This is a genomic window from Phycisphaerales bacterium, assembly GCA_020852515.1.
Taxonomy (GTDB): Bacteria; Planctomycetota; Phycisphaerae; order Phycisphaerales; family UBA5793; genus UBA5793.
This window is the reverse complement of sequence record JADZAS010000013.1, coordinates 477,290-502,896: the sequence shown is the minus strand read 5'-3', so window position 1 is coordinate 502,896 and position 25,607 is coordinate 477,290. Positions and strand designations below refer to the sequence as shown.

The following is a 25,607-nucleotide window of genomic DNA, read 5'->3' as shown; positions in this document are numbered from 1 at the left end:
CATGTACGGCCGCTGGTACGATCGCCTGCACACCTGCGTGGAGGGCGCGGCTGGCCGAGCGTGGTACGCGGGCCTCGCGTGGATCTACACATGGTCGATCCCTGAACTCGCCCGACTGGCCGATCCTCGCGATCGGGTCTTTGCGTTGACGGTCGTGGCCACCCCTGCTGAGAGCCAGTCGCGACGGCTGTGGCGATTTCTCATGCTGTATATCCTGCCATTTGTCATCGGTATGCTGCTCGGCGGACGGCTTGCGGCGCTTCTGCTGCCTCCGCGCCGGTATCTGATGCTGGAGATCATCATTCTCTGGGCCGGTGGGATGCTCGGCTTTGTCGTTATGGGCGCCGCGCAACACCTCTGGAATGTGAGGCGCAATCGACTGGCCGTCTACCAGCTGCTCGCGAATCTCGATGAATCGATCTGCCCGTTCTGCGGCTATGACCTGCACGGCCACCTGCCCGCTGCACTCGAGCACGACATCACCTGCCCCGAGTGCGGCTGCCGCGTGCCGCGTCTCACGTCGGCGGCGCAGAATCGATCGGAGTCGGATCTTGTCGCTGCTGGTCACGAAAGAACTGCTCGACCGCGTCGGAAGTGATCTCACAGTGAAAGTCGCCCTGCTCGGCCATCGAGCCCGGCGGCGGTACGTAGTCGCTCGGTCGGATGTCACCCACGCCCTCAAGTGGAATGGCCGTGAGCGCCTGTCCGCCGGTTCCGGGATGCACGACCACCATCAACGCGAGTTCCAGAGTGAGTTCGTCGTCAACTCGATAGTGATAGATGTGCGACGGTTTGATGATCGCGACAGGCGTCTCGGCGCTCGTGAACAGTTCAGCGAACGTGCCGGCTTCCGCCAATGCACGCCACTTCGTTCGAATCTCTTCGATCGGGATGTCCATCCGCAATCACGCCTGCGCCGGCCGTCTCATCAGCGTGTGCTCGAGCGCCAGCGTTCCCGCGCCCCATTTCGCCACCGGCCACATGACGGCCATAAGGGCGACGTTGCGGGCGATGCTCAGCCAGTCCACCGCGCCGCCGAGGAACTTGCCAAAGCACGTGCAGTCGACGTCGATGTCGCGCACGATGACGCTGATCATCGCGGCGCAGAAGATCAGCAGCAGCGCGATGACGATGCGCGCCGCCCCGCGCGTGCCCAGGCCGATGATCAGCGCCGCAGCGCACACCACTTCCAGCCACGGCAGAGCGAACGCAGCCGCGGGAATCAGGTCTGGGTGCAGGATGCGAAAGCCCTTGATGGTGCCGGCGAAGGCGGCCGGGTCGATGCCCTGTCTCCCGAGCCCTTCGAGCGGGCCGATGGACTTCAGGGTCGAGACCCAGCCCAGTTTGGCCGCTCCGCTGAAGAGAAACAGGCCGCCCATGACGAGGCGCGCCACGAGCAGGCCCGCTCGCGCGCCGGCGGGCAGCGTTGGATTCTCATTGCACGTTGAAGCCACGGCTTGCTCCGCTGGAGGTTCAGTTCGACGGGCGCGGCCCGATGTCGGTCGGCAGGTTCAGACGCGTCCACCCCGGATAGCCGTCGCCCATCACGTAGACGCGCGTGAACTGTTTCTCGAGCCTCAGCCGCGTCTCAACGAGGTGCGAGGCATCGCAGTCGCCGCCCGAGCAGTAGACCACGATGATCGAATCCCTGGGCCACTGGTCCATCTCTTCGGGCAGCGTGTCGTTGAAAAAACTCTGCGGCGTCACGTTGTAGGCGTCGAGGATGTGGCCCTTCTCATATTCATCACGCTCGCGCGCATCAAGAAAGAACACCAGCGGCGCCTGCGGATCGACGTAGGGCAGATTGTAGATTTCCACCGCCTGCTCAACTGTGATCAACGACTCAAGGCCGCGCAGGATCGCCGGCCCGCTGTCGAGCGCTGGGTCCGTCGGAGTCTGCGTCGAATTCGCCGCGCCCTCATCGCCGCCCGGCGTCTCGCCGGGCCCTTGGGCGGATGCGGGGTCGGTCGTTGCGGCGTGCGCGCCATTCGAAGGCGCGGTCGCCTTCGAACCCCCGGCTGATGCCTTGAGGAAGTCCTCCATCAACGCGCGCTGTTTCGTGGCGGAAGAGTAATGCAGCGTCGCCGCTCCGGCCGCCACGGCGGTCAGCACGATCATCTGCATGCCCGCGCACTTCACCGGATTGCACGCCATGTTGCGCTCCCTGCGTTGAACTTCAGGCCGCCTGGCGGCGCGCTCGATCAGTGGTCGGCGCCGTCGTCATCCGCCTGGGGCTTGCCCTTGGTCGCCGGCCCGGTGCCGGTGGCGCTGCCGTCGCTGTCGCCATCGGTTTCGCCGGCGGGCTTCTGGCTTGGAATCACGATCGGGCCGCGGTTGCTCGCGCGGACGCTGCCGAAGAACGTGATCTCAAGGTCCTTCTCGTTGGGCAGGTCGGTCGAGACGAAGATCTTGCCGTTGAAGCTGCCGCGCTCTTCCGGAGCGTAGCCCTCGACGCGCACGCGGGGCACGTCTTTGCCGTTGACGGTCACGGTGTCGTGCGTGACGGTCAGTTTGAGATTCTCCGGCGCTTCGACGCGGAGGTTGGTGATCTTGAACGGATTGTTGGCCAGGTTGTAGATCGTCACCTGGCGCTCGAACTTCTCACCCGCGGCGGGCGTGCCGAACGTGAGCCGCTCGGGCGTGGCCTGCAGCTGCCCGGCGATGTGCGCGCTGACGTGGAACCTCACAAGGTGTTCAATGGTCTCGGCGCTGTCTTCCTTGCTCAGGCGCGTGGTGAACATAATCTGCCTATCGAGGTAGCCCATCGGGGCCGCCGGATCGACCGTGAACTTGACGGTGATCGCCTGCGCTTTGGTGCCGTCGGCCTCCGTGATTTCTTCCTTCTTCACGATTTCGGCCTTGAGATTGGACCCCGCCACGTCCGTCTTGACGATCTCGAAGATGTCGCGCTTTGAGGTGAGCGTCACCTCGCCGCCGCCGCCCTTGCCGTAGATGAGCCGGCCGATGCTCAGCGAGGGGGTGGAGAGCTTGACGGCCTGGTGCACGTCCACGTCGATGTAGATCTTGCGCTCGCCGTTGATCGAGTTGACGTCGTTGGACTTGATGGTGATGGCCTTGCGCTGCTTGCCGGGGCGGTCCTTGGGCTCGAAGCGCACTTCGATACTGCCGCTCTCGCCGGGCAGGTAGTCGCGCACCTTGAGTTCGGGCACCGTGCAGCCGCATTCGCTGGTCACTTCGGAGATGATCAGCATGTCGTTGCCGACGTTGGTGAACTCGAAGTTGCAGACGATCTGGTTCGTGTCGGCCACGACGCCGAAGTCGTGCTCTTCGTTCTCGAACTTGATGTTCGCCGCACGGACGTAGGTCGTGTCGCCGTCGGGTCCGGGCGTGGTGCGGCCGAACAGCTGGGCCGAGGCCGCCGGGGCCAGGGCGAGAACGCCCAGGGTGGCTGCGATTGCTGCGTGGTGCCGAATGCTCAACGTTGCCATGAGGTCAACCCCTCTCTTGCGCCGTCTCGAACGCGTCTGATAAGCCGGGTTGGTCGCCCGGCGGGCCATGTGTGTCGATCACAAACAGTAGACGCACGACCCGGTTTTGGGCGTCACGTCCGGGAGAAAATATTGGCTCATTGCCGCCGCGACCTTGGCTCTTCAGCCCGAATCGGCCAAAGAAGCGCTCTGCCGGCCCGTCTGGGCGGCCGGCGGCGGGCTGCCGGAGAGATGAATGCCCACGATCCCGGCGACGATCAGGCCGATCGAGAGCACCCGACCCGGCGAGAGGGCCTCGCCGAACACCGCCGCCCCCGCCAGAGCGATCAGCACGGCCCCTGACCCGGCCCAGATGGCGTACGCGGCTCCCAGTTCCATCCGCTTGGCGGCCAGGGCCAGAAATACCACGCTCAGCAGGTAGCAGACGATGGTGATGGCCGCCGGCACCGGCCGGCTCAGCCCAATGGAAGCCTTCATCGCCACCGCCCAGCCGGTCTCGAACGCAATCGCCAGCAGCATGTAAAGGATGGTCATGCGCGGATTTTACGGGGCGCCAATCGGCAACCGCCCCGTGGCGTTAGAATCCCGACCATGTCGCTGGTGATGGATGTTGTCTATTTCCTGGCTGCGATCGTCACGGCGCCGCTGTGGCTCATCGTGCGGCCGTTGCGCGGCAAGCCGCGCATCGATCTGCGGGCCCGCCTCGGCCAGGTCGACCCGCTTCCCCCGCCGCGCCGGCCGCGCCTCCTCTTTCACGCCGTGAGCGTGGGCGAGGTGAACGCGATCCGCGGCCTGGTTGCGCGTCTGGCCCCGCAGTTCGAGATCGTCATCGCGACCACGACGGACACTGGCCTGGCCCGGGCCCGCGCGCTCTTTGCCGCTGAGCACGCCGTGGTGCGCTACCCGCTGGACTTCAGTCGGGCGGTGCGGCGATTCCTCGATGCGACGCGGCCCGATCTTGTCGCGCTGGTCGAACTCGAAGTCTGGCCGAACTTCACGCGGCTGTGCGAGCAGCGGGGGATCCCCGTCGCCGTGATCAACGGCCGACTCTCCGATCGAAGTTTCCCGCGCTACCGGCGCATCGGCCCGCTCGTGCGCCCGTCGTTTCGCCGGCTGAGCCTGGTGGTGGCGCAGGATGAAGCGATCGCCGAGCGCTTCATCGCCGTGGGCGCGCGGCCGGAGCGCGTGCGCGTGGTGGGAACGATGAAGTGGGACAATGCGCTGCAAGGGCAGGAGGGCTTGCACGAGGCGGCGGGCCGGCTCGCGGAACTGTTTGGGCTCGATCGCAAGCGGCCGATCGTCGTGGCCGGCTCCACGGGGCCGGGTGAGGAAGGGCTGATCGACGCCGCCGTGCCCGACGACGTGCAACTGATCGTCGCGCCGCGCAAGCCCGAGCACTTCGACGAAGCGGCGCGCGTGCTCGCGCCGTGCGTGCGCCGCTCGCAGGACAATAAACGGGACAGGTACGTTTTCCGCTTCCTGCTCGACTCGATCGGCGAACTCCGCGCCGCCTACGCCCTGGCCGATCTCATCATCGTCGGCCGCACGTTTTCCAACCAGCGCGGCAGCGACATGATGGAGCCCATCGCGCTGGGCAAGCCCGTCATCGTCGGCCCGGATGTGCGCAACTTCGAAAGCGTCGCCCGCGCGCTGCTCGACGGCGGGGGGATGATTCAAACCACCGCCGCACAACTGCCCCATGTGGTGCGCGAACTGCTCGGCAGTCCGCAGCGGCGCGCGGAGGTCGCGGCCGCGGGCCTGGAGGTTATCCGCTCGAAGCAGGGCTGCGTGCCCGAGCACGCGCGGCTGTTGACCGATCTGATGCACGCTCGCACCACGGGCGTCAAGGCAGGATCTCACGCAGAGCCGCGGAGTGCGCAGAGCTGAGTCCTTGACCCGAGTACCTCTGTGATCTCTGCGCCTCTGCGTGAGCTGCATTCGTTACGCGATTCGCACTCAGCAAGCGGAGCCGGCGCAGAGTGGCGCCGCGATTCAAAAACGAACAGGAGCGGCCGCAATCCGGCCGCTCCTGCAGGTCATTCATGCTCGATCGGGCGATCAGTTGCTCGTCGCGGTCTCCACGGCCGTGTAGCGCGGGATCGAATCGTCGGCGGGGATGATGTCCACGGTGCGGTTGCGGAAGCGGACCGTGCCGTCGCACATGGCAAACAGCGTGTCATCCTTGGCGCGCTTGACCATGTACCCGGCTTTGTAGGGCGTGCCGACCTGGCGGACGATGATCGAGCCGGCCTGGGCCTGCTGGCCGCCGAACAGTTTCACGCCGCGGTATTGGGGGTTGGAGTCCCGGCCGTTCTTGGTCGAGCCTTGTCCCTTTTTATGTGCCATGACGAATGCTCCGTGTATTCAAATCCATCCCGGAATCCCGGGAAAAGCCGGCAAGGGTAGCCGCGCTTCAGCGCATGATCCACTCCTGCTTGCGCAATTGCACGGCGTCGGCCGGGTCGGCCGTGGGGTCGCCTGGGCAGTCATACAGCCTGGCGAGGTGCTTGCGCACCACCGCATCGTCGCCGGTGACGGGGTTCTTGACGACCTGCGTGTCACTGCTCAGCCCGCCGAAGAACACGCGCACGTCGCGCACGTCATCGAGCGTGCCGGCTTTCCACACGAGCAGTCCTTCGCGGGCGTATTCCTTACCGGTCTTGAGCTGCCCGATGATCTGATTCTTCGATTCGAGCAGGGGATTCTTCATCAGTTTGAGAAGTTCCTGCGTGACCTCATAGGGCACGTCTTCGCCGTCTTTGGCAATGTCGCCCGCGTCGGTGGCGAGAACCGCATTGGGCACGAAGACCTGATCCTCGCCGGTGCGATTGGTGACGAGGTAGGTCATGAACCAGTACCACTGGTCGTCAAGCTCGATGAGCCGCAGATCGTGCACGACCTCGAAGTGCAGTTCCCAGCGCGGCGGCCGGGCGCTGGGCTCGGGCGCGGCAAAGGCGCTGTGCGAAGCCGGGGCGATGATCGCGGCCAGAGCGGCCAGCAGGAGGGCGGCTGCAAGTCGAGTTCTCAGGTTGAGTTGAAACATCTGAAATCTCCCGGCGGCTGGGCTGCAGTGCGCAGTCCTAGCATACCCGAGACTCGCCCGCCGGACCAGACCCGCTGGGCGGCCGATCCGTCATTTTCGAGCGACCGCTACGTGTCCGCCCCTGCCCACCTCCAGCCCGGCGTCATCCTCCAGGTCCCGCAGGACCGGCTGCTCGACGCCTTGCGCCACGTGGTGGGAGGCGGGAGCGACCCCTCGGCTGCGGCGGCCCGGCGGTTCCTTGAGTTCATCCGTTCTCAGCGCCTCGACGCCGACCAGTGCTGGGCCGTGGCCGGCGACCACGGGCAGCTGCGGCCGGCGCTGATCGCCCTGCCCAATTCGGGTCGCACCGCGATGCTCTTTGTGACCGCCCCTCGCTACCCCGAAGAAGTGGCTACGCTGGCCCGGCTGATCGGCCACGCCCACCGCAGCCTCGACCACCGCCGCATCGCCCTGACGCAGGTGCTGATGGAGCCCGATGAGCCGCTCACCGCCGCCGCCTTTGAGCAGGCGGGGTACACGCGGCTGGCGGTGCTGAACTACATGGAGCGGCGCGTGTCGCGGGCCGCAGGGGTCCCGGAGCCGCAGTGGCCCGCGGAAGTGAGACTGTTGCACTACGAGCCGCCCTTGGAGCCGCTCTTCAAGGAAGCCCTGCTGCAATCCTACAGAGATACCCTCGATTGTCCGGCCCTGTGCGGTCTGCGCAACATCGACGATGTCCTGGCTGATCACGTCGGCGCGGGAGTGCAGGATCCGCTGCTGTGGACGCTGGTCCTGTGGAATCAGCAGCCTGCGGCGGTGCTTTTGCTCAATCCGCTGGCCGACGGGGAGTCCGTTGAACTCTCCTATCTTGGCGTGGGGGCGGGTTACCGCGGCCGGGGGCTTGGGCGCCGATTGATGGCCCTGGCGCTGCGCCAGTTATCGGAGCGGCCCTACACTCGCTTCACACTTGCCGTCGATCAAGACAATTTTCCGGCCCTGTCGCTCTACAAGTCCTTTGGGCTGGCCCGAACCGATCGCCGACTGGCGTACATCCGCCCAGTGCCCGATGATGAGTAAACGCCGGGTCGGGTGAGATTCGAACGCGATCTCCAGGGCGGGCTATTCCGCGGCGGCGGAACGGCGATAATAACTCTTCCATGAAGAACTTTTGGCGCTTCGCCAGGCACATCCTCCGATACCGCACGACCGTGGCCCTGGCCCTGATGGCGGCGACGATCTCCGCGGCCTGCTTCGGCGCCGGCATCGCCACCATCCCCATCGTCCTCAAGGCGATGCTCGGCGCGACGACACGCAACCTGCCCGATCTCGTCACCGAGTACAACGAGAAGTGGAACAACATCATCCCGCAGCAGTGGATCGACCTGCTGCCGCCCGATCCGTTCCAGGGCGTACTGGTCGTTCTGTGCATCGTGTTCGCGCTGACCATCGTGGGGGCCTTCGCCAAGTACTTCCACACGCTCCTGGCAATGACGGCGTGCATCCGCACGGTGGCGAACATCCGCAAGGCGGCGTTCTATCGCGTCATTCACTTTCCGCTGCGCTCGATCGTCGCCGACGGCACGATGGATTCGATCAGCCGCATCGTGCGCGATTCGAACCAGATGAGCCGCGGCTTTACCGCCATCACGAGCAAGGCGGTGGCGGAACTGTTCAAGGGAGTGGCGGCGCTGATCGTGGCGTTCGTGCTCGACTGGAAGATGAGCCTGATCGCGCTGATCGGCACGCCGGTGCTCGCGGGCGTGGTGCGCTACTTCAGCAAGCGCATCAAGACCGCGTCGAAGAAGGCGCTGCGCCAGGCGGGGCTCATGCTCGCCACCATCACCCAGTCGGTCCAGGGCATCCGCGTGGTGAAGGTGCACACCGCCGAGCGCCAGGAGGTCGGCCGCTTCAACCAGGCGAACAAGCGCCTGCTTGCGGCTGAACTGTCCATCCGCGGTGCCAAGGCGCTCAACTCGCCGGTGGTCGAGGCGATTACGATGATCGGCATCATCGTGCTCGGCGGGATCAGCGCGTGGTACATCCTCAACGGCGCGGCCGACCGCACGCAGGCGCTGGGCGCGCTGATGGCGCTGGGGGCGGCGGGGGCGTCGGTGCGGCCGCTGACGGCCCTGACCAACGACATCTACGAAGCCGCCGCCGCCGCCGACCGCCTCGTGCAACTGCTGCGCACCAAGGTCGAGAAGTCGCGCGGCGACACGCGCCGCCGCCTCGATCCCCACTCGGCCAGCATCGAGTTCCGCGACGTGGTTTTCACCTACCCCAACGCCCAGACGCCGGCGCTCAATGGCATCGATCTGAAGATCCACTATGGCGAGGTCGTGGCGTTCGTCGGGCCCAACGGCTGCGGCAAGACCACGCTGCTCAGCCTCATCCCGCGCCTCTTCGATCCCGACTCGGGCGAGGTGCTCATCGACGGCGTGAACGCGCACGAGGTGTCGCTCAAGAGTCTGCGCCAGCAGATCGGCGTGGTGACGCAGGAAACCGTCATCTTCAACGACACGATCACCAACAACATCGGCTACGGCAGCGGCGTGATCGACAAGCAGCGCATCGTCGGCGCAGCTCATGCCGCGCTGGCGGACGAGTTCATCCGCGCCAAGCCGCAAGGCTACGACACCATCGTCGGCGAGCAGGGTGTTACCCTCTCGGGCGGCCAGCGCCAGCGCATCGCCATCGCGCGCGCGATTCTCCGCAATCCGCGCATTCTCATCCTCGACGAAGCGACGAGCATGATCGACGCCGACAGCGAAGCGCAGATCAATGCCGTGCTCGACAAGTTCTGCAAGGACCGCACGAGCCTGGTTATCGCGCACCGACTGAGCACGGTCATCAACGCCGACCGGATCGTGGTGATGAATCGCGGCCGCATCGTGGACATCGGCCGCCACAAGGACCTGCTCGACCGCTGCGCGCTCTACCAGCAACTCTGCCGCACGCAGCTCACCGACACGGACGCGGCATAGAGCGGTCTCCGTTCGCCATTCGTTAATGCAGGCGGTTTTCCTCATGCGAGCTCCTCTCGATGCGGAGTAGCATGAGTCATGCGCACCGGCCACCAAGCGCCGGCGCGGTCCTTCCCCGCGACCGGCCGTCTGCGGTCTGTGGAGACCCACCATGACCACGCATGCTCTGAGTCCGCGTCTGCAAAGAGCCTTCCGCTACTTCGGCTATGAGATTCGGCGGGCGGAGGCGCCTGCACGAGCACCCCGGTCAGATGGAGATCACCTGCCGTCGATCAAGCCGTTCTGGCCGCTGCCCCGAAAACCCGGCGGCCCGAGCGACGAGGCCATCCGCGCTGCCTTTGCCCGGTTCGATCTCTGGCACTACGCGCATGAATTTGAGGGAGGGCTGTCCTTCGCCGCGGCGCATCATCATCCAGGGCCCCACTCCAACGACCCGACGCGCCCGCTGAAGCGCTTCGCCCACTTCATGCCGCCGCTGGTCGAGGCGTGCGGCGGGTCGCTGGCCGGCAAGCGCGTGCTGGATATCGCGTGCAACTCGGGGTTCTGGTCCATTCAGTGCGCGCTGCTGGGGGCGGATGTCGTCGGCTTTGACAGCCGGCCGGAGTTGATCGAGCAGGCCGATCTCGTCAATTCCATCGTCGGCGCAACAAACGTCGAGTTCAAAGTTCTGGACTTCTGGAGCATGTCGCCCCAGGCGCTGGGCGGCACATTCGACGTGGTGCTCAACCTCGGCATTCTCTACCACCTTCCCGAACCGGTCTCGGCGCTCAGGTTGACGCGCGACATGGCCAGAGAGCGCATCGTTCTCGACACCGCGGTGAGCCCGGCCGGGGACGCCAGCATCTTGCTGGACTGGGAAGAAGCCCACGACGTGCGCAGCGCCAGCAGCGCTGGTCTGGTCGCCTATCCAAGCCGCGGCGCCATCGATCTCATACTGCGCCACATCGGCGCTTCGCGCTGGAGCGAGATCCCTATCCGCACCGATGTGCCGCGCGATTACCGCCGAGGCAAGCGCGCCTCGTGGATCATTGAGGTCTGATCCGCGTCGCGTCGCCAGGCGGTGTTGCAGCCGGCGTACCATCGCCCATGCCTGTGATCCGCCTGCTCACGCCCGATGATGCGCCCGCGTATGCGGCGCTGCGGCGGGAGATGCTCGTTGAGTCGTCGTGGGCGTTTCTGCGCTGCATCGATGATGACTTTGCCGTGGTGGAGAGCGCCATTGCTGCGAAGCTGGCCGAGAACGAGAACGACATCGCCGGCGCGTTTGACGACCGACCGGCGCCGTGCCTGCTTGCGTCGGCGGGGGTCGTGCGGCTGGAGCCACGTAAGACGCGACACCGCGCGCTGATCTGGGGCGTGTACGTTTCGCCGGCAGCGCGCGGCCGTGGTCTCGGCCGGGCCGTGATGAATCTTGCGATCAACACGGCGCGTACGTGGCCGGGCGTCGAGTGCATCTGGCTGAGCGTGTCGGAGCGCACGCCCGCGGCCCGCGCGCTGTATGAGTCGCTGGGCTTTGTCACGTGGGGCACCGAGCCAGATGCGATCCGCATCGGCAGCGAGAGCGCGGCCGAGCATCACATGCATCTGCGGTTGTGAACTAGCTGCATCGAACGACGGGATCCGGCCGGCGACTACTTCCACCGATGCTTCGGCCCCGACCAACTGGTTCCCGGTGCAGCGCCCATCGCGACCATGAGCGGGGCCCCGAGTCGAATGGTCTACTCAAACCGCCACACCACCAACTGGCTGATGGCGCACTCGTTCTGGACCGCGGCCTGGAAGAGGATGGTCTGGCCGCGGGCGATGAGGGGGACGGTGCGGGTGATGGACGCGACGCCATTCTGGTCCGCAATGGCGCTACCGATGATGGTCGGCTGATCGAGTTGCAGGGCGTTCTGCTGGAGGTCGCAGCCGGGAATGCGCGTCCCGCCGCCGTGACGGGAGTAGAGGAAGATGACGCGGGCGCCGGGCCTCGCGTTACTGACGGTGGTGGTGTTGGCTGTACCTGCGGTCCCGGGCAAGGGAGCGGCGAGACTCATCGATGGATCGACGCGGGTCAGAAGCAGCGCGAAAGTCGCGCCCGGATTGCCGTCCGGTTCTGCAGTGGAGCAGATCTGGCCTACATCATTGATCCTGCCCCGATCGAGACGCCAATTCAAGCGCGTTCGGGGAGGGATCAGGTGCTTGAGCAGGCGCATTGGTTGTCCCGGCTCCCAGATGAACATGCGACGGCTCGCGATATGGTTCCCAATCGAACCGATGACTTGCCTTTGGTTATTGATGTCATCCCCCCAGCTGTACGGGCCGTACTGCTCGTCATGGATATCAATGATCTGTTGGTCGATCCAGATTACCGCATGATCTCTGCCATTCGCAGTCGCCGAGCGACCGACCACATCGCCCAATTCGTTTATGGCGTAAGCCACGCTCTCCCCTCCCGCAAGCGACCCCAGATCACTGGGCACTTCGTTAACCCAAATCATGGCTCTCTGGAATCCCTGTGCATTCAGCCCCTTGCCGACTATCTTGCCGTCGTCATTAATGCCCCATACATCCGTGGCGTTGCGATCTGGCCAAGGATCGTCCAACTCTCTCATCTGACCGGCACTCCAAACAAACCCAACGCTTGCGGAGTTGCCAAACTCAAACTCGGATTCGCCGACGATAACACCGGAATTGTTGATCTGATACGCCACGCTGGTTTCGCCTCCGAGCGTACCGCGATCAGTCATTTCGCCGTCGCGCCATACGAAAGCACGTCGTTTGAAGTAGCTTCCGCCAGGCTTGAAACCCGAGGAGCCGACAATTTCACCACGATCGTTGATGGCGGTCGCCCCGGCCAGGTCGCCGCCGAGTGTTCCCAAATCGATAACGCCCCCATCGAGCGGCCACAAGACCGCTCGTGGATTCCAGAAGCTCTCGTTGGGTGCGCTTCCCACCACGTCACCAGCCGCATTCAGTCCACCTGAAGCATCAACACCGAGCGACTCGTTTTGCGACGGGAGTTGAAAGAGGGCGTACCGGTACTCCTGCGCGTGAGCCGGACAGTTCATTGTGATCCCGATGGCCACTACTGTGGGTATGAACCTATTTGAGAACATCGACACCTCGCCGTCTCTGAGGCACTCGTGAAGACGTAGGATCGGCTCTCGCTGATTCCACGCGAAGGGCCAGTCACTGCCCACACCCCGGGCAAGTCACACTCGTGCTGCAGGCGGCGGAATGCGGACTGAAGGAACTAATCTCGTACGTAGCTCCTGCCGTCTCGAAGAGATCCACGATCGGACTGAAGCGATCCGTGTCATTCCCCTGTGTGAAGAACGATCCGTCTCGTACTCTGGTTCCGCGCAGGGCCTCGACAAGGAACTCGCTCGGTACGCTTTCTGATCCCGGGTCGTACTGGAGCGCCGACTAGTACGCGGCGGCGAAGCCGTTTTGGGCGAACCAGCCGAATACATCATCGAGAAGAAAGCCGGGATCTCGCACATCGCCAAAGAACTGCGAATCCGTTTCCCGGCGATCAATGAACTCTTCCCAGGTTTCCTCGGGATTGATGCTACCGAAGAAGAACTGCTTGTGGAGTGTGAAGTTCGAATCCGGAGTCCCTTCTACCCACCATTCGGCCCCGACGAAGTCCGCCTTCGTCCCGACCTCGGTTGCGATGCGGTAGATCGGAACATCCCAGGGCGGAGAAGTGTACTGGTCGCCGACCGCTTCAAGGTACCCGCTTCTCGAAAGAGTGCAAGGGCAAGTGTGGCAATGTGGAGAAGAAATCCGAGATTTCTTGCGGGCGCGGCTCGTCAAAGAACAAGCAGCCACACCCCGATCCACACCGCCGCGGCGGTCATTACGATGGCGGTGTAGCCGACGATGTCCCGAGCCCGTACGCCGGTGATGGCCAGCAGCGGCAGGGCCCAGAACGGCTGGAGCATGTTGGTGAGTTGGTCGCCGTACGCCAGGGCCATGACCATCTTGCCCGGGTCGACGCCCGCGTCGAGAGCCGTCTTGACGACGATCGGCCCCTGCACGGCCCATTGCCCGCCGCCACTGGGCACAAACAGGTTGACCACGCTGGCGCTGAAGAACGTCACGAGCGGCAGCGACTGCGCATCGGCAAACGAGGCCATCTTCGTGGCGATCAGCGCGCTCAGGCCGGTGTCGCTCATCATGCCCATGATTCCCGCGTAGAGTGGGAACTGCAGGATGATCCCGCCGCAGCCGCGCGCTGCCTCATCCACCGCTCGCACGTAGCGAGCCGGCGAGCCGTGCATCGCCAGTCCGAGGATGAGCATGATCAGGTTGATGTGATTCAGATCGACCGAGCCGATGCCCGGCAGCATCCGCACCGCCTGCACGAGCGCTGCCACGAGAAACAGCGCGAACAGCCCCGCGAGCCACGGCTTGCGCTCGAGCCACTCGGGCACACTCGCGGGCGGCTCATCCATGTGCAGTTGGGCGTCCTTATCGTCCGATCCCAGCGCGGGCTCGCCGATGTACGTCGGCACGCGGAAGTCGGTGAACGTCTCGATCTCCGCTTCGTTCCTGGGATGCAGCAGCATGAACAGCGCCGGCGCGCCGAGCACCAGGCCGCCAGTGATGACGATGTTCATAGTTGAGCCGATGGTCTGCTGCAGGGGCATGGGCTGGATCTGCGCCGCGAGTTCGGGGCCGAGGATGTTGAGCAGATCGCTCATGGCGGTCACTTTGAGCGGCGCGCTGCCCGAGAGGCCGCCGTGCCAGACCATCAGCCCGACATAACCTGCCGCCGCGAGCAGCGGGTAGTGCACGCGAATCCCTTTGCCCGCCATGGCCCGGCCGACTTCGCGCGCCATGAGCGCGCCGACGATGAGCCCGAGCCCCCAGTTGACCACGGCGCACGCGCCGGCGATCAGCGCTACCAGCGCCGTGGCTTGTGCTGCGCTGCCCGGCTGGCGCGCCAGCGCCTGCACCATCCACGCCACGGGCGGCGAGGAGGCCAGCGCGTGCCCCGTCACTAGCACGAGGCACATCTGCATCGAGAACAGCAGCAGGTTCCACATCCCCTTGCCGCCGATGAACGCGTCGATGACCTCCGTCGGCCCGGCGTCGGTCAGGCCCCAGCACAGGCCGGCGGTGAGCAGCGTGAGAAGGATCGCGATGACAAAAGGATCAGGACATGTTCGGCGAAAGACGCCCGCAATGATGGAGCCGAGTCTGCTGATCATGGATCAGGATATCAGGGCTCCGCCGTCTTCGCAGACTCACGGCCGCTCGCCGATGTCGATGATCGCGCACGCCATGATGGGATCGAAGCCCAGTTCCCTGGCCCGCGCGATGAGTTCCTCTGATTCGGCGCCGGGATTGAGCCAGACTTCGCTCACGTCGCCGCGCTCTGCCAGCGCGTCGATCACCTGCAGGCCGATGCGAGCAGGCACATAGAAGAGAGCGCGATCGATCGGCCCGGGTACGTCTTTCACCGTCGGCCAGGCGCGCTGACCCTCCACCTGTTCCTCATTCGGATTGACCGGCAGCACGGTGTGCTTCTGCCGCAGATGCGCCCGCACTGCCTTGTTGCCGAACTTGTGCCGCTCGTTCGAAGCGCCGATGATCATGATGCGCATGAGAGTCTCCCCGCCGACCCACCGCGCGACACTCCGGCTTGCCGGTTGGACCGGATGTTAGGATCGGACTGCGCGATGCGACCGGGGCAATCGTCTACGGCTCCATCGGCGCGGTGATGAAGTTGGTCTTCACGGAATCCGCGCCGCCCGGGCCGCGGCGGATGACCGCCTGCGTGGCCAGGATCGCGCCCGCCGGCGCCTGCGGCGGAATGACCCGCACGACTTCCGCCTCGCCCGATCCATCGGCGGTCGCCGACGCGAACGCGAAGAATGGCCGGGTGAGATCGATCGAGACGCCGCCGAGCACGCTCAGGCCCAGGGACATGTCGGTCCCCGCAAGGCTGTAGAGCAAGTGCACGCGCTCGCCGGGCTGTGCGCCGGTGACGGTGAACGTCGTCGCCTGGCCGCGCTGCAGCGGGCTCTGCATCAGCACCGGCCGCGGCGGCACGTACGCATTGAGCGAAACGAGAATGCCCGCTGCAGGATATGAGACGCCCGTGACCACATCGCGCAAGCCGTCACCGTTGAGTTCCGGCAGGATCAGCGCATTCGCCTTGCCATGCTCGGTGTCGCGGAAGATCACGTACTGGCCCGGCCTGCGCAGCAGGTAGACGGCGCACTGCCGCTGCGCCTGGCCGATGTTCACGACGGCGACGCTGTCAATGCCGCCGTCGCCGTCGTAATCACTCAGCGCGACTCCCCTGGTGTAGTTGTCGAGCGTGGGAGACCACAGAAAGCTCGTGGAGAACTCCCCGTGGCCGTCGTTGGCGAGGTGGCGCAGCAGCACGTTGTAGCCGCCGTACCCGCCTCCGTCGTTGTACATGAGATCAAGATCACCGTCGCCGTCGAAGTCGCCCGCGACGAGATGCTGCGGCGGATCGACGAAGTCGCCCTGATTGAAGACCTGCGTGTCTCGCGTCCACTGTCTGCCATCGCCGCCGTTGATGAGCAGGTGGACGTGCACGGCGTGGTAGTTGCCGCCCGTGCCGTAGCCCTGCTGCATCATTGCTGCATCGACGTCGCCATCGCCATCAAAGTCGCCGGTGACGGCGCTCCATTCGGCAGGCTGGGGATCGAGCGTGACGTAATCGCCGGTGGCCACGGAGTAGAACGCGCCGCGGCCGTCGTTGAGCATCACTTCGTACTTCCAGGTTTCGCCCGCGAACTGGCTCAGTACGATGTCCGGCACCCCATCGTTGTTCACATCGCCCATCGCCACGCCGTGGATGTTCGCCGAAGCGGAGTATTCGAGCGAGCCGCCAAACTGGCCGGCGCCGTCGTTGAGCATGACGCGCACGGCGGTGCCGAGAGCCGAGACGATGTCGGCATCGCGATCGCCATCAAGATCAGCAACCTCCATGTAGTCTCCGCCGCCGGTGTTGAGAGTGCGCGCATCGGGAAATGCGCCGAGCCCGTCGTTGGTCAGGATGGTGATGGCGCCCGTTGATGAGCCGACGGCGAGGTCTGAAAAGCCGTCGCGGTTGAAATCGCCGGCAGCGACGTCGCGCGAACCCGGCGCCGTGGGATAGAACTCCGGCGCCTGCGCCAGCGCGACGGCGGGGCCGAGTGTTCCTTCCACAATCGCAGCCGAACCGAGGCTGACCAACCTGATCGATCGCGCCGCCGCGATGCGGCGCGCTTCACGTGTAGTGCGCATGATTCCTCCTCTCAGAGACACTGGCATTGTAATGTCTCGTTCGCGATCCGCGGCGCTGATGTTCCCAAACGAACCACAAGTGGGGCGGATCGCCCGGGAATTTCACCCCGTTCCCGCGGAATCGCGCTGGCAATATGCGAATTTGAAAGTGTCAGGCACCGGCGATCGGGTCACCGCGGTGGATCATCCCGCCTCGCACGATCTCGGCCCGCAGGCCGCCGCGATGGATGAGCGACTTGCGGACGCCTTCGCGCGTAAGTTTTTCGAGGTGGCCGCACGGCTCGCAGAGTCTGATGCCGCGCAGCACAACCTCGTTGCCCACTTTGAACTCGCGGCCGACGAGATGGTTGAGCGCCACGCCGCGCGTGAGCACGTTTCGGCGGGCCTGGATCGGCGCCAGTTCGATCTCGTACTCGTGCCGCGCGCCTTCGATGGCCTCGGCCTCGATGAGCGTGATCTGCTGCTCGGGCTCGACCGGCTCGTTCTCGCCGCCGGAGAACTTGCCGCGCTTCGAGCCGTAGCGATCCCCTTCGAGCCCCTGCCCCGCAATAGCCCTCACCTGCGCGATGGATTGCATCGGCGCGGATTCGCGATCGGTAATGAACAGGTCCTCAACGCGGCCGGCTGCGGCAGACTGGCTCATGGTGCGGGATAATAGCCGAGCCGGCCAGGCGCGCGATTAGCCGCCTCGCCCGGCTCGTTTTGTGGTACACTACCCTTGGAATCGCGCCCACCGCGCACCGAGGGAGAGAACGCCATGCACCGCCTCATCGCCGCCGCCGCACTTCTGGCCAGCATCACGGCCGCCGCCTCGTCGCAGTCCAGTCCGCCCGATGCTCCGGCGGCTGTCGATCAGCGGGCGCGGTTTGACGGCCACGCCATCGTCCGCGCCGTGCCGCGCAACGAGGTCGAACTCGAAGCGCTGCTGCGCCTCACGCCCGACGTCTGGTCGCACGGCGTGGGCATCGGGCCGATCGACGTGCGCATCGCACCCGAAAATCGCGCCGCGCTCGACGCATCCGGCGTAGCGTACGAGGTGCTTATCGCCGACGTGCAGCAACTCATCGACCGCGAGTCGCGCACCGCCGGCCGCGGCCAGGCGAACGCCGGCCTGTGGTTTGAGGACTACAAGACCTACGACCAGATCAACACGTACCTCGATGAACTGGCCGCGCTGCAGCCGGGCATCGCGAGCGTCTTCACGGTCGGCACGAGCGTCGAGGGCCGCGCGATCAAAGGCATTGCGATCACCGGCGCCGCGCCCGGTCCGGGCGTGCCCGGCGTGCTCTTCAATGGCGTGCAGCACGCGCGCGAGTGGGTCGCCGGCATGACCACGACCTACATCGCCGATCAACTCATCCGGCAATACGGCGTCGATCCCGCGCTCACCGCGCTCGTCGATTCGCACGTTTTCTACATCATCCCGATCGTCAACGTCGATGGCTACGTCTACACGTGGACGAGCAACCGCCTTTGGCGCAAGAACCGCCGCAACAACGGCAACGGCACCTTCGGCATCGACCTGAACCGCAACTGGTCGTACAAGTGGGGCGGCGTCGGGTCATCTGGCGATCCGGGCAGTGACCTCTATCGTGGCACCGCGCCGTTCAGCGAGCCCGAGACCGCGGCCCTGCGCGATCTGCTGCTTGACCAGCCATGGATCGTGCGCCATGTGGACATCCACAGTTACTCGCAGTACGTCCTCTACCCCTGGGCGTGGACGCCCAGCCCGAGCATCGACGGCGGCGCGTACACGCCGCTGGCCCAGGAGATCGCCAACGCAATTCGGGCCGTGCACAACATGCCGTATTCGCCCGGGCCGTGGTACACGCGTCTCTATCCGTCCAGCGGCGTCATGCAGGATTACACCTACGCCGAGCGGGCTGCGTGGGGGTTCACGTTCGAACTGCGCGATACCGGGCAATTTGGATTCCTGTTGCCGGCCAACCAGATCCTGCCCACGGCCGAAGAAATCTTCGCCGGCGCGATCCACCTCGCGCAGGCCGGTGTCGAGACGCGAATGCTGCTCGAGGCGACTGGTCTCGTGCGCGGCGGTCAGGCGGCGCTGCGGTCCCATCGCGGCGCGCCGGGCGCGCCGACGTACTTTGTGTACACCTTCAACGGCTACGGCTCGACATTCGTGCCGCAACTCAACGTGACGCTCAATCTCAACCAGCCGACGCTCATCGGCTCGGCTGCGGCAGACCAGCACGGCGTCGCGACGCTGATGCGCACGATCCCCGGCAACGCGCCGCCGATCGACATCCTGATCCAGAGCGTGCAGCAAGCACGGCGATCCAACGTCGTCGAGCGCGCGATCGAATAGCAGGCGCGGGTGAACTCGCGACTACAAAAAAATCCTCACCCACGGAGGGTGAGGATTCGAACGAAGCGAAATCAGTTGCCGGATTAGATCGGTCCGGCGACGTTGCTCGTCGCGCAGCCCGGCACTTCGACGAGCTGGAGATAGCCTCCGCACGCGCTGGTGCCGGCGTTGCCGTTGACCGAGCCCGAGCCGTTGCCGGTGCCGATGGTGTTGACGAGACGGATGTTCTGCGAGCCGAGTCCCAATTGCGTTCCCTGGCACACGCCGCCGGGGATGACGAAGCTGCCGGTGTTGGACGCGAAGACGATGCCCTGCTGGCGGCCGGGGTTGGCGTTCTGCCAGGAGACGGTGAGCGTGCCGGGGCACTGCCCGCTCACGCTGCAGCGGTAGGTCGTCCCGCCTTCTCCGTAGCCGTGATTATCTATCACCGGGCTCCAGGACCAGGTGGAGTCATCGATTTCGACGCGCGAGATGCCCGCGTTCCACTCCCAGCCGAGGAACACATTCTCGGCTCCGCCGCTGCTGAGCGAAAAGTTGATCGTGCCCACGAGCGCATTGTTGAGGTCGTACACGCGCATCGAGCCGTTGTAGCCGTAGCCGACGAACGCACGGGCGTCGAGGCCCATCGCCGTGACGACGGGGTCGTAGGTGATCGTCAGCGTCTCGGCGTTGGCGAGGAAGGTCCGGCTCTGCAGGCTGTAGTACGCGTTGCCGTTCCACTGAAGGGTGGTGGAGGAGTAGGTTGCTCCGTCCTCCACAAGACCCGGCCCCTGTCCCAAAGCGATCGACTGGTCATCGAGCACGGCGATGTCCAGAACCGTGGCGCCGCCGTCGGCGATGACGAAGCTCTCAAAGTCTTCGAGCGTCTGGCCGCCGCCCAGAATGGCGTCCAGCGTCGCCCGGTCAGGAATCTGGCCATCGGCCAGCGCCGCCGCGGTGCACCAGCCGGCCGCCACCACCGCCGCCGCGGACATGATCACACTTGTTCTGCGCATTGCATCTCTCTCTTTCTACACGTGCCACGGAGCAGCCCACTGCGGACCGCTCATGGGGCGCATGTTAACCGAAAAGGCGCCTGCTTTGCAATCCCAACAAAAGACGAACCAGTGCGGCGCTACACCAGCAGCGTCGCCGGATTCTCGAGCAACTGCTTGAGCGTCTGGAGGAACCGCGCTCCGCTGGCGCCGTCGATGATGCGGTGATCGCACGACAGCGTGCAACTCATCTCGTGGCCGACGGCCAGCTCGTCGTTGCGGACGACGGGCTTCTTCATCGCCGCGCCGACGGCGAGGATCGCCGCGTTGGGCGGATTGATGATGGCGGTGAAGAAGTCCACCTCGTACATGCCAAGGTTGGAGATCGTGAACGTCGAATCCGACATCTCTTCGAGACTCAGTCCCTTGCCCCGCGCCTTGTCGGCCAGCGCCCTGGTCTCAGCGGAGATCTGCCGCAGACCCTTGCGATCGGCGTCGCGCAAGGTGGCGACGACCAGACCGCCGCCTCGCTCCTCAGGCAGCGCGACGGCCACGCCGATGTTGATGCGCTCGCCGATCTGCAGACTGTCACCCTTCCACGCCGCGTTGAAGTGCGGATGCTGGTGAATCGCCAGCGCGCACGCCCGCACGAGGAAGTCGTTCACCGACAGTTTGACGTTCTGCGACTTGAGTTGTTCGTTGAGCGTGCCGCGGAGATCGAGCAGGGGGTCGGCGTTGACGCTCACGCTCACCTGGTAGTGCGGAATCGTATTCTTGGATTCGACCAGCCGGCGCGCGATCGTCTGGCGCATGTTGCTCAGCGCCACCTTGCCGCCGAGCGGGGCGGCCGGCATCGAGACGGGCGCTGCCGCTGCGCCTGGCGCTGCCGGCGCGGCAGCCGTTTCCGATTCTCCAGTCTCGTCGGACTGCCCGAGCGCCGCGAGGACATCACGCTTGATGATCCGCCCCTGCGGTCCGCTGCCCTTGATGGACTTGAGATCCAGCCCGTTCTCTTCGGCGATGCGGCGGGCCAGCGGGCTCACCAGCATGCGCCCGGCGGCGCCGTTGGCGCCGCTGGCGCCGCTGGCGCTGCCGGCGCCGTTGCTCGTGCCGGCGCCGGGTGACGGCGCGGCGGCGGCCGCCGCGGCGCTGCCGGCCGCCTGTGCGGGTTTGGCGGCCGCCGGCGCCTTGGACTTTGACTCTGCGGCGTGCTCGGCCCCGGCCCCGCTCTCACCCTCACTCGCCTCCGCTCCAACCGATTTGATCGCCTCTTCGATCGACTCACCCTCTTCCGCGAGGATCATGACCGTCTCGCCGACCGCGACGTTCGAGCCCGTCTCGCACACAATCCGGGCGACCTTGCCGGCGTCGTAGGTCGGCATCTCCATCGTCGCCTTGTCCGTCTCGATGTCTGCCAGCACCTGGCCCGACTCGACCTGCTGGCCTTCTTTCACGTGCCACTTGACGAGCGTGCCCTGCTCCATCGTGTCCGACAGACGAGGCATCTTGATTTCAATTGCCATCGCTCCACCCGCTGAAAAGTGTCGTTCGAGAAGTGTCGGCTTCCGCCGACGGCTAGAGGCCAGAGATACACGTCACTCCAGGTACATCGCCTGCCTGACCGCCTTGATGATCTTGCCGGGATTGGGCAGCATGGCCTGCTCCAGGTTCTTGCTGTACGGCGCCGGCACGTCGTCGCTGCACACGCGGTACACGCGGTTGTCGAGATGATCCATCGCGCGCTCGTAGATCTGCGTCGCGACCTCGCTCGCCACCGAGCCGAAGGGCCAGGACTGATCCACGACTACGCAGTAATTCGTCTTGCGGATGCTCTCGATAATCGTGTCCATGTCGAGCGGCCGAATGGTGCGGCCGTCGATCACTTCGCACTCGATGCCCTCCTCGGCCAGCTTCTCAGCCGCTTCAAGGCAGAAGTGCACCGGCCGGCCGAAACTGACCAGGGTGCAGTCGCCGCCGGCGCGCTTGATGTCCGCCTTGCCAAAGGGGATGAGGTATTCCTCCTCGGGCACCGGGCCCTTGTTGCCGAGCATGCGCTCGGATTCAAGGAAGAACACGGGGTCATCGCAGCGGATCGCCGTCTTGAGCAGCCCCTTGGCGTCGTAAGGCGTCGAGGGAATGACAATGCGCAGTCCGGGCACGTTGGCGAACAGGCCCTCGACGGCCCACGAGTGCGTCGAGCCGAGTTGCCCGCCGGCGCCGTCGTTGCCGCGGAACACGACCGGGCAGCCGAACTGCCCGCCGGACATGTAGAGCATCTTGGGCGCGTTGTTGAGGATCTGGTCGGCTGCGACGAGCGAGAACGACCACGACATGAACTCGATGATCGGCCGCAGCCCCATCATGGCGGCGCCGACGCCCAGCCCGGCAAAGCCGTTTTCCGAGATGGGCACGTCGATGACGCGCTTCTCGCCGAACTCATCGAGCATGCCCTGACTGACTTTGTACGCGCCCTGATACTGCGCGACTTCTTCGCCCATCAGAAACACGCGCTTGTCGCGGCGCATCTCTTCGCTCATCGCTTCGCGTATCGCTTCGCGAAACTGTATCTGACGTGTGGCTACCGCAGCACCCATGTGAATCTCTCTGCTGATTGACTTCGATCCGACTGCCGAGCGCTCGCGCGGCGCCCTCTAGGGCGACTCCGGCGCTTCGCCGGGTTCGTGCTCGCACATCTCGGGAAGACTCGTCGGCCCATACGCGCCGAACGGCTCGGTGACGACGTCGCTGTACAGCTCCGTCGCAGGGTCCGGTTCAGGCGACTGCTCCGCCCACTTGATGGCGTCGCGGACTTCATCGCGCACGCTTTGGTTCAGTTCCTTGAAACCGTCTTCGTTCAGGCTTCCTGCTTCGATCAACGCATCGGCCAACCGGCGGATGGGATCGTTCGCTTCGTACTCGGACACCTCGTCTTTGGTGCGGTACTTCTGCGGGTCCGACATGGAGTGGCCCTTGTACCGGTAGGTGCTGATCTCGACGAACGCCGGCCGCTGCTCGCTGCGCATGCGATCGACGACGCGCTTCATCACGTTGTACACCGCGCACACATCCATGCCGTCGGCCTGGAAGTAGGGCATGCCGTACGCCGCCGCCTTGGTCGACAGATCGTCGGCCATCGACGTGCCGCGCTCGATCGACGTGCCCATTGAATAACGGTTGTTTTCGACGACGAAGATGCACGGCAGATCGAGAATGGCGCAGAGGTTCATCGCCTCGTGCAGCGCGCCCTGGTTGAGCGCTCCGTCGCCGAGGAAGCACAGCGTGACGCGCTTCTTGCCCTGACCGAGCACTTCGTTTTCGTAGCGGGTGGCGAACGCGAGGCCGGCGCCGATGGGGGTCTGTCCGCCGACGATCGCGTGCCCGCCGTAGAAGTGGGTGCGCTTGTCAAAGAAGTGCATCGAGCCGCCCTTGCCCTTGGCGCATCCGCCGATCTTGCCGAACATCTCGGCCATGGCGTAGCGGGCCTCCATGCCGCGCGCCAGGGCGTGGCCGTGGTCGCGGTAGGCGGTGATGACCGGATCATCCGGATTGGTCGCGGCGATGCAGCCGACCGCGCAGGCCTCCTGCCCGATGTAGACGTGGCAGAAGCCGCCGATCTTCGCCTCCTGGTACGCCTGCATCGTCCGCAGTTCAAACTCGCGGATGAGCATCATGTCGCGCAGCCATTTCAGGCGCGTCTTGGCGCTTACGCGCTCCACGGGTTGACTCACTGCCTGCGGGTCAGTCATGGTCATGCCAGGGCGGTCCTCACGCGAGCCTCAAGCCCCTCCTCGCTCTCTTCAGAGGTTATGCCGGGGCGTCAAGAGCGAAACATGATTCTATGAATATCGGCCCGTGAGGGCAATGAGTCCGCGCCGTCCGGGGCCGGAGCCTCGAATTTCTCATCGCAGGGGCTCTGCGCCGGAGTCGTCGCTTGGCAAGCCTCTGCGGTTAGACTTGGCCAGTGCCCGAGCCCGCCGACAGCATCTCCCTGGCCATCGAGGCCAGCGGACCGGACGCCACCGTCGCCGTGGCCCGGGGCGATTCGTTGCTGCACCTCGAGCCCGTCTCCAAAGCCGCCCGGCACGACGACGACCTCATGCCAGCCATCGACCGGGCCTTCCGGAGCGTCAACGCCACACCACGGGACTTGCGGACCATCTACGTTTCCGTCGGGCCCGGTGGCTTCACCGGCCTGCGCATTGCCGTGTCCGCGGCGAAGATGCTGGCGTTCGCCACGGGATGCGCTCTTTTCCCGATTCCCGAGGCCGATGCGATCCGTGAGGCGGTTGACATGTCCGAGCCCATGCTCATCTGCCTCGGGGGCAAGCGCGGCTGCTATTGGACCCTCACCAGCGGCGCCGGCGGCGCCGCCGAGGCACAAGTTCTTGATTTGCAGCAGATTACGCAGGAGGCGGCCGCGTCGGGCATCAGGTCCGTCGCGGTGAACCAGCCGGCGCATCGCGTGGCGGACCTCGCACAAGTGTGCACTGCTCATGGCCTTAGATTGGTTTGCACGCAGCCCGACGCCTCACACGTCTCGACCGCCGGCCGCAAGCAGGAGCGATCGCATCCGCCCACGCCTCCGGCCGATCTGCTGCCGATCTACCCGCGCGAGCCAGAGGCGGTTCGGCTCTGGCGGGAGCGACAGCGGTAAACCGAGGCACATTCGGGGTAATTACCGGTCCACCTTACGAGTTCCTCACACTTTTGCGGAACCGCCGGACGCGACGGAGCGATACAGAGACGGGGTCTGCGCGCACGCAGATTCTCTCCTGCCGCACGGGGGAAGCAACGCAAGTCCTGACAACGACTTGGGTGCGATATTCGCCAGCCGCCCGCAAAATCGGCACGCTTTGCGCCCTTTCCGCGACATGAACCAGTTAAGCCACCGCGGCCCTTCGCCGATTGGTGCAGGAAGGTAAGGTAGGCATTTTGGGCCTGATCGGAAGTTTGGGCAAAATGACGGCCGCGCGTGACCGCCAGTCGAGTCACAAGGCCGAGTGGGGGCGATGACCGTGAGCGACATCTCCAAAAAGCAGGTGTTCACCACCGGCGAAGCGGCCGCCATCTGCAAGGTCAGTCAGCAGACGATCATCCGCTGCTTTGACAACGGCCGGCTGCAGGGCTTCCGCGTGCCCGGCTCGCGCTTCCGCCGCATCCCCCGCGCCGAACTCATCAAGTTCATGCGCGAGAACGACATTCCGCCGGATCTCATCGAAGGCGCCAAGAAGCGCATCCTCGTCGTCGATGACGATGACCAGATCATCGAACTCTTCGTCGACGTGCTCTCGCGCGATGACCGCTTCGAAGTGCAGACGGCCCAGACCGGCTACGAAGCGGGCATGATCACCGAGTCCTTCCGGCCGCACCTGATCATCCTCGATTACATGCTGCCGGACATCAACGGCAACGTGGTGTGCAAGCGCATCCGCGAGAACGAAGAACTCGCCAACACGAAGATCATCATCGTGTCCGGCGTGGTCAATCCCGACGAGATCAACGAACTGCTCAAGGCCGGCGCCGACGACTTCGTCAAGAAGCCGTTCAACATCGAAAAACTTGTCGCGCGCATCGGCGAACTGCTCGAAGTCTGAA

The 25,607-nt window shown here is 65.2% G+C and carries 26 protein-coding genes; 9 read left to right on the top strand and 17 right to left on the bottom strand.

Annotated features, from left to right (window positions below; all coding sequences use genetic code 11):
* Position 1 precedes the first annotated feature (1 nt).
* A complete protein-coding gene (locus IT430_08270; GenBank protein MCC6907917.1) occupies positions 2 to 598 on the top strand; it encodes a hypothetical protein in 597 nt (198 codons plus the stop codon).
* On the opposite strand, the gene IT430_08265 is transcribed toward IT430_08270, so the two are convergent.
* From IT430_08265 to IT430_08245, 5 genes are all read right to left on the bottom strand, one after another.
* Positions 516 to 899 carry a hypothetical protein gene (locus IT430_08265; GenBank protein ID MCC6907916.1) on the bottom strand — a complete coding sequence of 128 codons (384 nt, stop codon included), beginning with the start codon at positions 897 to 899 and terminating at the stop codon, positions 516 to 518. The two genes, IT430_08270 and IT430_08265, sit on opposite strands and share 83 nt — an antisense overlap.
* A gap of 6 nt (positions 900 to 905) precedes the next feature.
* Complete coding sequence (locus IT430_08260; protein ID MCC6907915.1) at positions 906 to 1,454, bottom strand: DoxX family membrane protein; 549 nt, start codon at positions 1,452 to 1,454, stop codon at positions 906 to 908.
* Positions 1,455 to 1,473: 19 nt separating this feature from the next.
* Positions 1,474 to 2,154 carry a rhodanese-like domain-containing protein gene (locus IT430_08255; GenBank protein ID MCC6907914.1) on the bottom strand — a complete coding sequence of 227 codons (681 nt, stop codon included), beginning with the start codon at positions 2,152 to 2,154 and terminating at the stop codon, positions 1,474 to 1,476.
* 47 nt (positions 2,155 to 2,201) lie between these two features.
* Complete coding sequence (locus tag IT430_08250; GenBank protein MCC6907913.1) at positions 2,202 to 3,449, bottom strand: DUF1573 domain-containing protein; 1,248 nt, start codon at positions 3,447 to 3,449, stop codon at positions 2,202 to 2,204.
* A gap of 162 nt (positions 3,450 to 3,611) precedes the next feature.
* Positions 3,612 to 3,983 (bottom strand): multidrug efflux SMR transporter, encoded by a 372-nt coding sequence (locus tag IT430_08245; protein MCC6907912.1) that lies wholly within the window; start codon positions 3,981 to 3,983, stop codon positions 3,612 to 3,614.
* Between the two features lie 57 nt (positions 3,984 to 4,040).
* Here IT430_08245 and IT430_08240 point away from each other — a divergent pair, with 57 nt between their 5' ends.
* Positions 4,041 to 5,336 (top strand): glycosyltransferase, encoded by a 1,296-nt coding sequence (locus IT430_08240; protein ID MCC6907911.1) that lies wholly within the window; start codon positions 4,041 to 4,043, stop codon positions 5,334 to 5,336.
* A gap of 171 nt (positions 5,337 to 5,507) precedes the next feature.
* Here IT430_08240 and rpmA read toward each other — a convergent pair whose 3' ends face one another.
* Positions 5,508 to 5,795 (bottom strand): 50S ribosomal protein L27, encoded by a 288-nt coding sequence (gene rpmA, locus IT430_08235; GenBank protein ID MCC6907910.1) that lies wholly within the window; start codon positions 5,793 to 5,795, stop codon positions 5,508 to 5,510.
* Positions 5,796 to 5,862: 67 nt separating this feature from the next.
* Complete coding sequence (locus IT430_08230) at positions 5,863 to 6,492, bottom strand: hypothetical protein (GenBank protein MCC6907909.1); 630 nt, start codon at positions 6,490 to 6,492, stop codon at positions 5,863 to 5,865.
* 111 nt (positions 6,493 to 6,603) lie between these two features.
* On the opposite strand from IT430_08230, the gene IT430_08225 reads away from it, so the two are divergent.
* The 4 genes from IT430_08225 (at position 6,604) to IT430_08210 (ending at position 11,051) form a co-directional block, all read left to right on the top strand.
* Positions 6,604 to 7,548, top strand: coding sequence for a GNAT family N-acetyltransferase (locus IT430_08225; protein ID MCC6907908.1), 945 nt, complete (start codon positions 6,604 to 6,606; stop codon positions 7,546 to 7,548).
* 80 nt (positions 7,549 to 7,628) lie between these two features.
* Entirely contained in the window at positions 7,629 to 9,455 is a 1,827-nt protein-coding gene (locus IT430_08220; GenBank protein MCC6907907.1) for an ABC transporter ATP-binding protein, read from the top strand.
* Positions 9,456 to 9,606: 151 nt separating this feature from the next.
* Positions 9,607 to 10,494 (top strand): methyltransferase domain-containing protein, encoded by an 888-nt coding sequence (locus IT430_08215; GenBank protein MCC6907906.1) that lies wholly within the window; start codon positions 9,607 to 9,609, stop codon positions 10,492 to 10,494.
* A 47-nt stretch (positions 10,495 to 10,541) separates the two neighbouring features.
* On the top strand, positions 10,542 to 11,051 hold the full coding sequence (locus IT430_08210) for an N-acetyltransferase (GenBank protein ID MCC6907905.1): 510 nt from the start codon (positions 10,542 to 10,544) through the stop codon (positions 11,049 to 11,051).
* Positions 11,052 to 11,173: 122 nt separating this feature from the next.
* Here the strand turns inward: IT430_08210 and IT430_08205 are convergent, their stop codons facing one another.
* From IT430_08205 to IT430_08180, 6 genes are all read right to left on the bottom strand, one after another.
* On the bottom strand, positions 11,174 to 12,526 hold the full coding sequence (locus tag IT430_08205; GenBank protein ID MCC6907904.1) for a hypothetical protein: 1,353 nt from the start codon (positions 12,524 to 12,526) through the stop codon (positions 11,174 to 11,176).
* Positions 12,527 to 12,866: 340 nt separating this feature from the next.
* Positions 12,867 to 13,274 carry a hypothetical protein gene (locus IT430_08200; GenBank protein ID MCC6907903.1) on the bottom strand — a complete coding sequence of 136 codons (408 nt, stop codon included), beginning with the start codon at positions 13,272 to 13,274 and terminating at the stop codon, positions 12,867 to 12,869.
* A complete protein-coding gene (locus IT430_08195; GenBank protein MCC6907902.1) occupies positions 13,256 to 14,659 on the bottom strand; it encodes a short-chain fatty acid transporter in 1,404 nt (467 codons plus the stop codon). The genes IT430_08200 and IT430_08195 overlap by 19 nt, the downstream gene beginning before the upstream one ends.
* 36 nt (positions 14,660 to 14,695) lie before the next feature.
* Positions 14,696 to 15,055 (bottom strand): CoA-binding protein, encoded by a 360-nt coding sequence (locus IT430_08190; protein MCC6907901.1) that lies wholly within the window; start codon positions 15,053 to 15,055, stop codon positions 14,696 to 14,698.
* A gap of 94 nt (positions 15,056 to 15,149) precedes the next feature.
* Entirely contained in the window at positions 15,150 to 16,712 is a 1,563-nt protein-coding gene (locus IT430_08185) for a VCBS repeat-containing protein (protein MCC6907900.1), read from the bottom strand.
* A gap of 151 nt (positions 16,713 to 16,863) precedes the next feature.
* Complete coding sequence (locus IT430_08180; GenBank protein MCC6907899.1) at positions 16,864 to 17,355, bottom strand: hypothetical protein; 492 nt, start codon at positions 17,353 to 17,355, stop codon at positions 16,864 to 16,866.
* Between the two features lie 114 nt (positions 17,356 to 17,469).
* Between IT430_08180 and IT430_08175 the strand changes: the two genes are divergently transcribed.
* Positions 17,470 to 19,038, top strand: coding sequence for a hypothetical protein (locus IT430_08175; protein ID MCC6907898.1), 1,569 nt, complete (start codon positions 17,470 to 17,472; stop codon positions 19,036 to 19,038).
* An 83-nt stretch (positions 19,039 to 19,121) separates the two neighbouring features.
* On the opposite strand, the gene IT430_08170 is transcribed toward IT430_08175, so the two are convergent.
* The 4 genes from IT430_08170 to pdhA all read right to left on the bottom strand — a co-directional run bounded on the left by IT430_08170 (position 19,122) and on the right by pdhA (position 23,764).
* On the bottom strand, positions 19,122 to 20,033 hold the full coding sequence (locus IT430_08170; protein MCC6907897.1) for a hypothetical protein: 912 nt from the start codon (positions 20,031 to 20,033) through the stop codon (positions 19,122 to 19,124).
* A gap of 119 nt (positions 20,034 to 20,152) precedes the next feature.
* Entirely contained in the window at positions 20,153 to 21,517 is a 1,365-nt protein-coding gene (locus IT430_08165) for a 2-oxo acid dehydrogenase subunit E2 (protein ID MCC6907896.1), read from the bottom strand.
* A gap of 90 nt (positions 21,518 to 21,607) precedes the next feature.
* Positions 21,608 to 22,606 (bottom strand): pyruvate dehydrogenase complex E1 component subunit beta, encoded by a 999-nt coding sequence (locus IT430_08160; GenBank protein MCC6907895.1) that lies wholly within the window; start codon positions 22,604 to 22,606, stop codon positions 21,608 to 21,610.
* A gap of 57 nt (positions 22,607 to 22,663) precedes the next feature.
* Positions 22,664 to 23,764, bottom strand: coding sequence for a pyruvate dehydrogenase (acetyl-transferring) E1 component subunit alpha (gene pdhA, locus IT430_08155; GenBank protein MCC6907894.1), 1,101 nt, complete (start codon positions 23,762 to 23,764; stop codon positions 22,664 to 22,666).
* 209 nt (positions 23,765 to 23,973) lie between these two features.
* Between pdhA and tsaB the strand changes: the two genes are divergently transcribed.
* Both tsaB and IT430_08145 read left to right on the top strand, forming a co-directional pair.
* Positions 23,974 to 24,666, top strand: a complete 693-nt coding sequence (gene tsaB, locus IT430_08150; protein ID MCC6907893.1) for a tRNA (adenosine(37)-N6)-threonylcarbamoyltransferase complex dimerization subunit type 1 TsaB — start codon at positions 23,974 to 23,976, stop codon at positions 24,664 to 24,666.
* Between the two features lie 355 nt (positions 24,667 to 25,021).
* Positions 25,022 to 25,606: a response regulator gene (locus tag IT430_08145; GenBank protein MCC6907892.1), complete on the top strand. Its 585-nt coding sequence runs from the start codon at positions 25,022 to 25,024 to the stop codon at positions 25,604 to 25,606.
* Position 25,607: the final 1 nt, after the last annotated feature.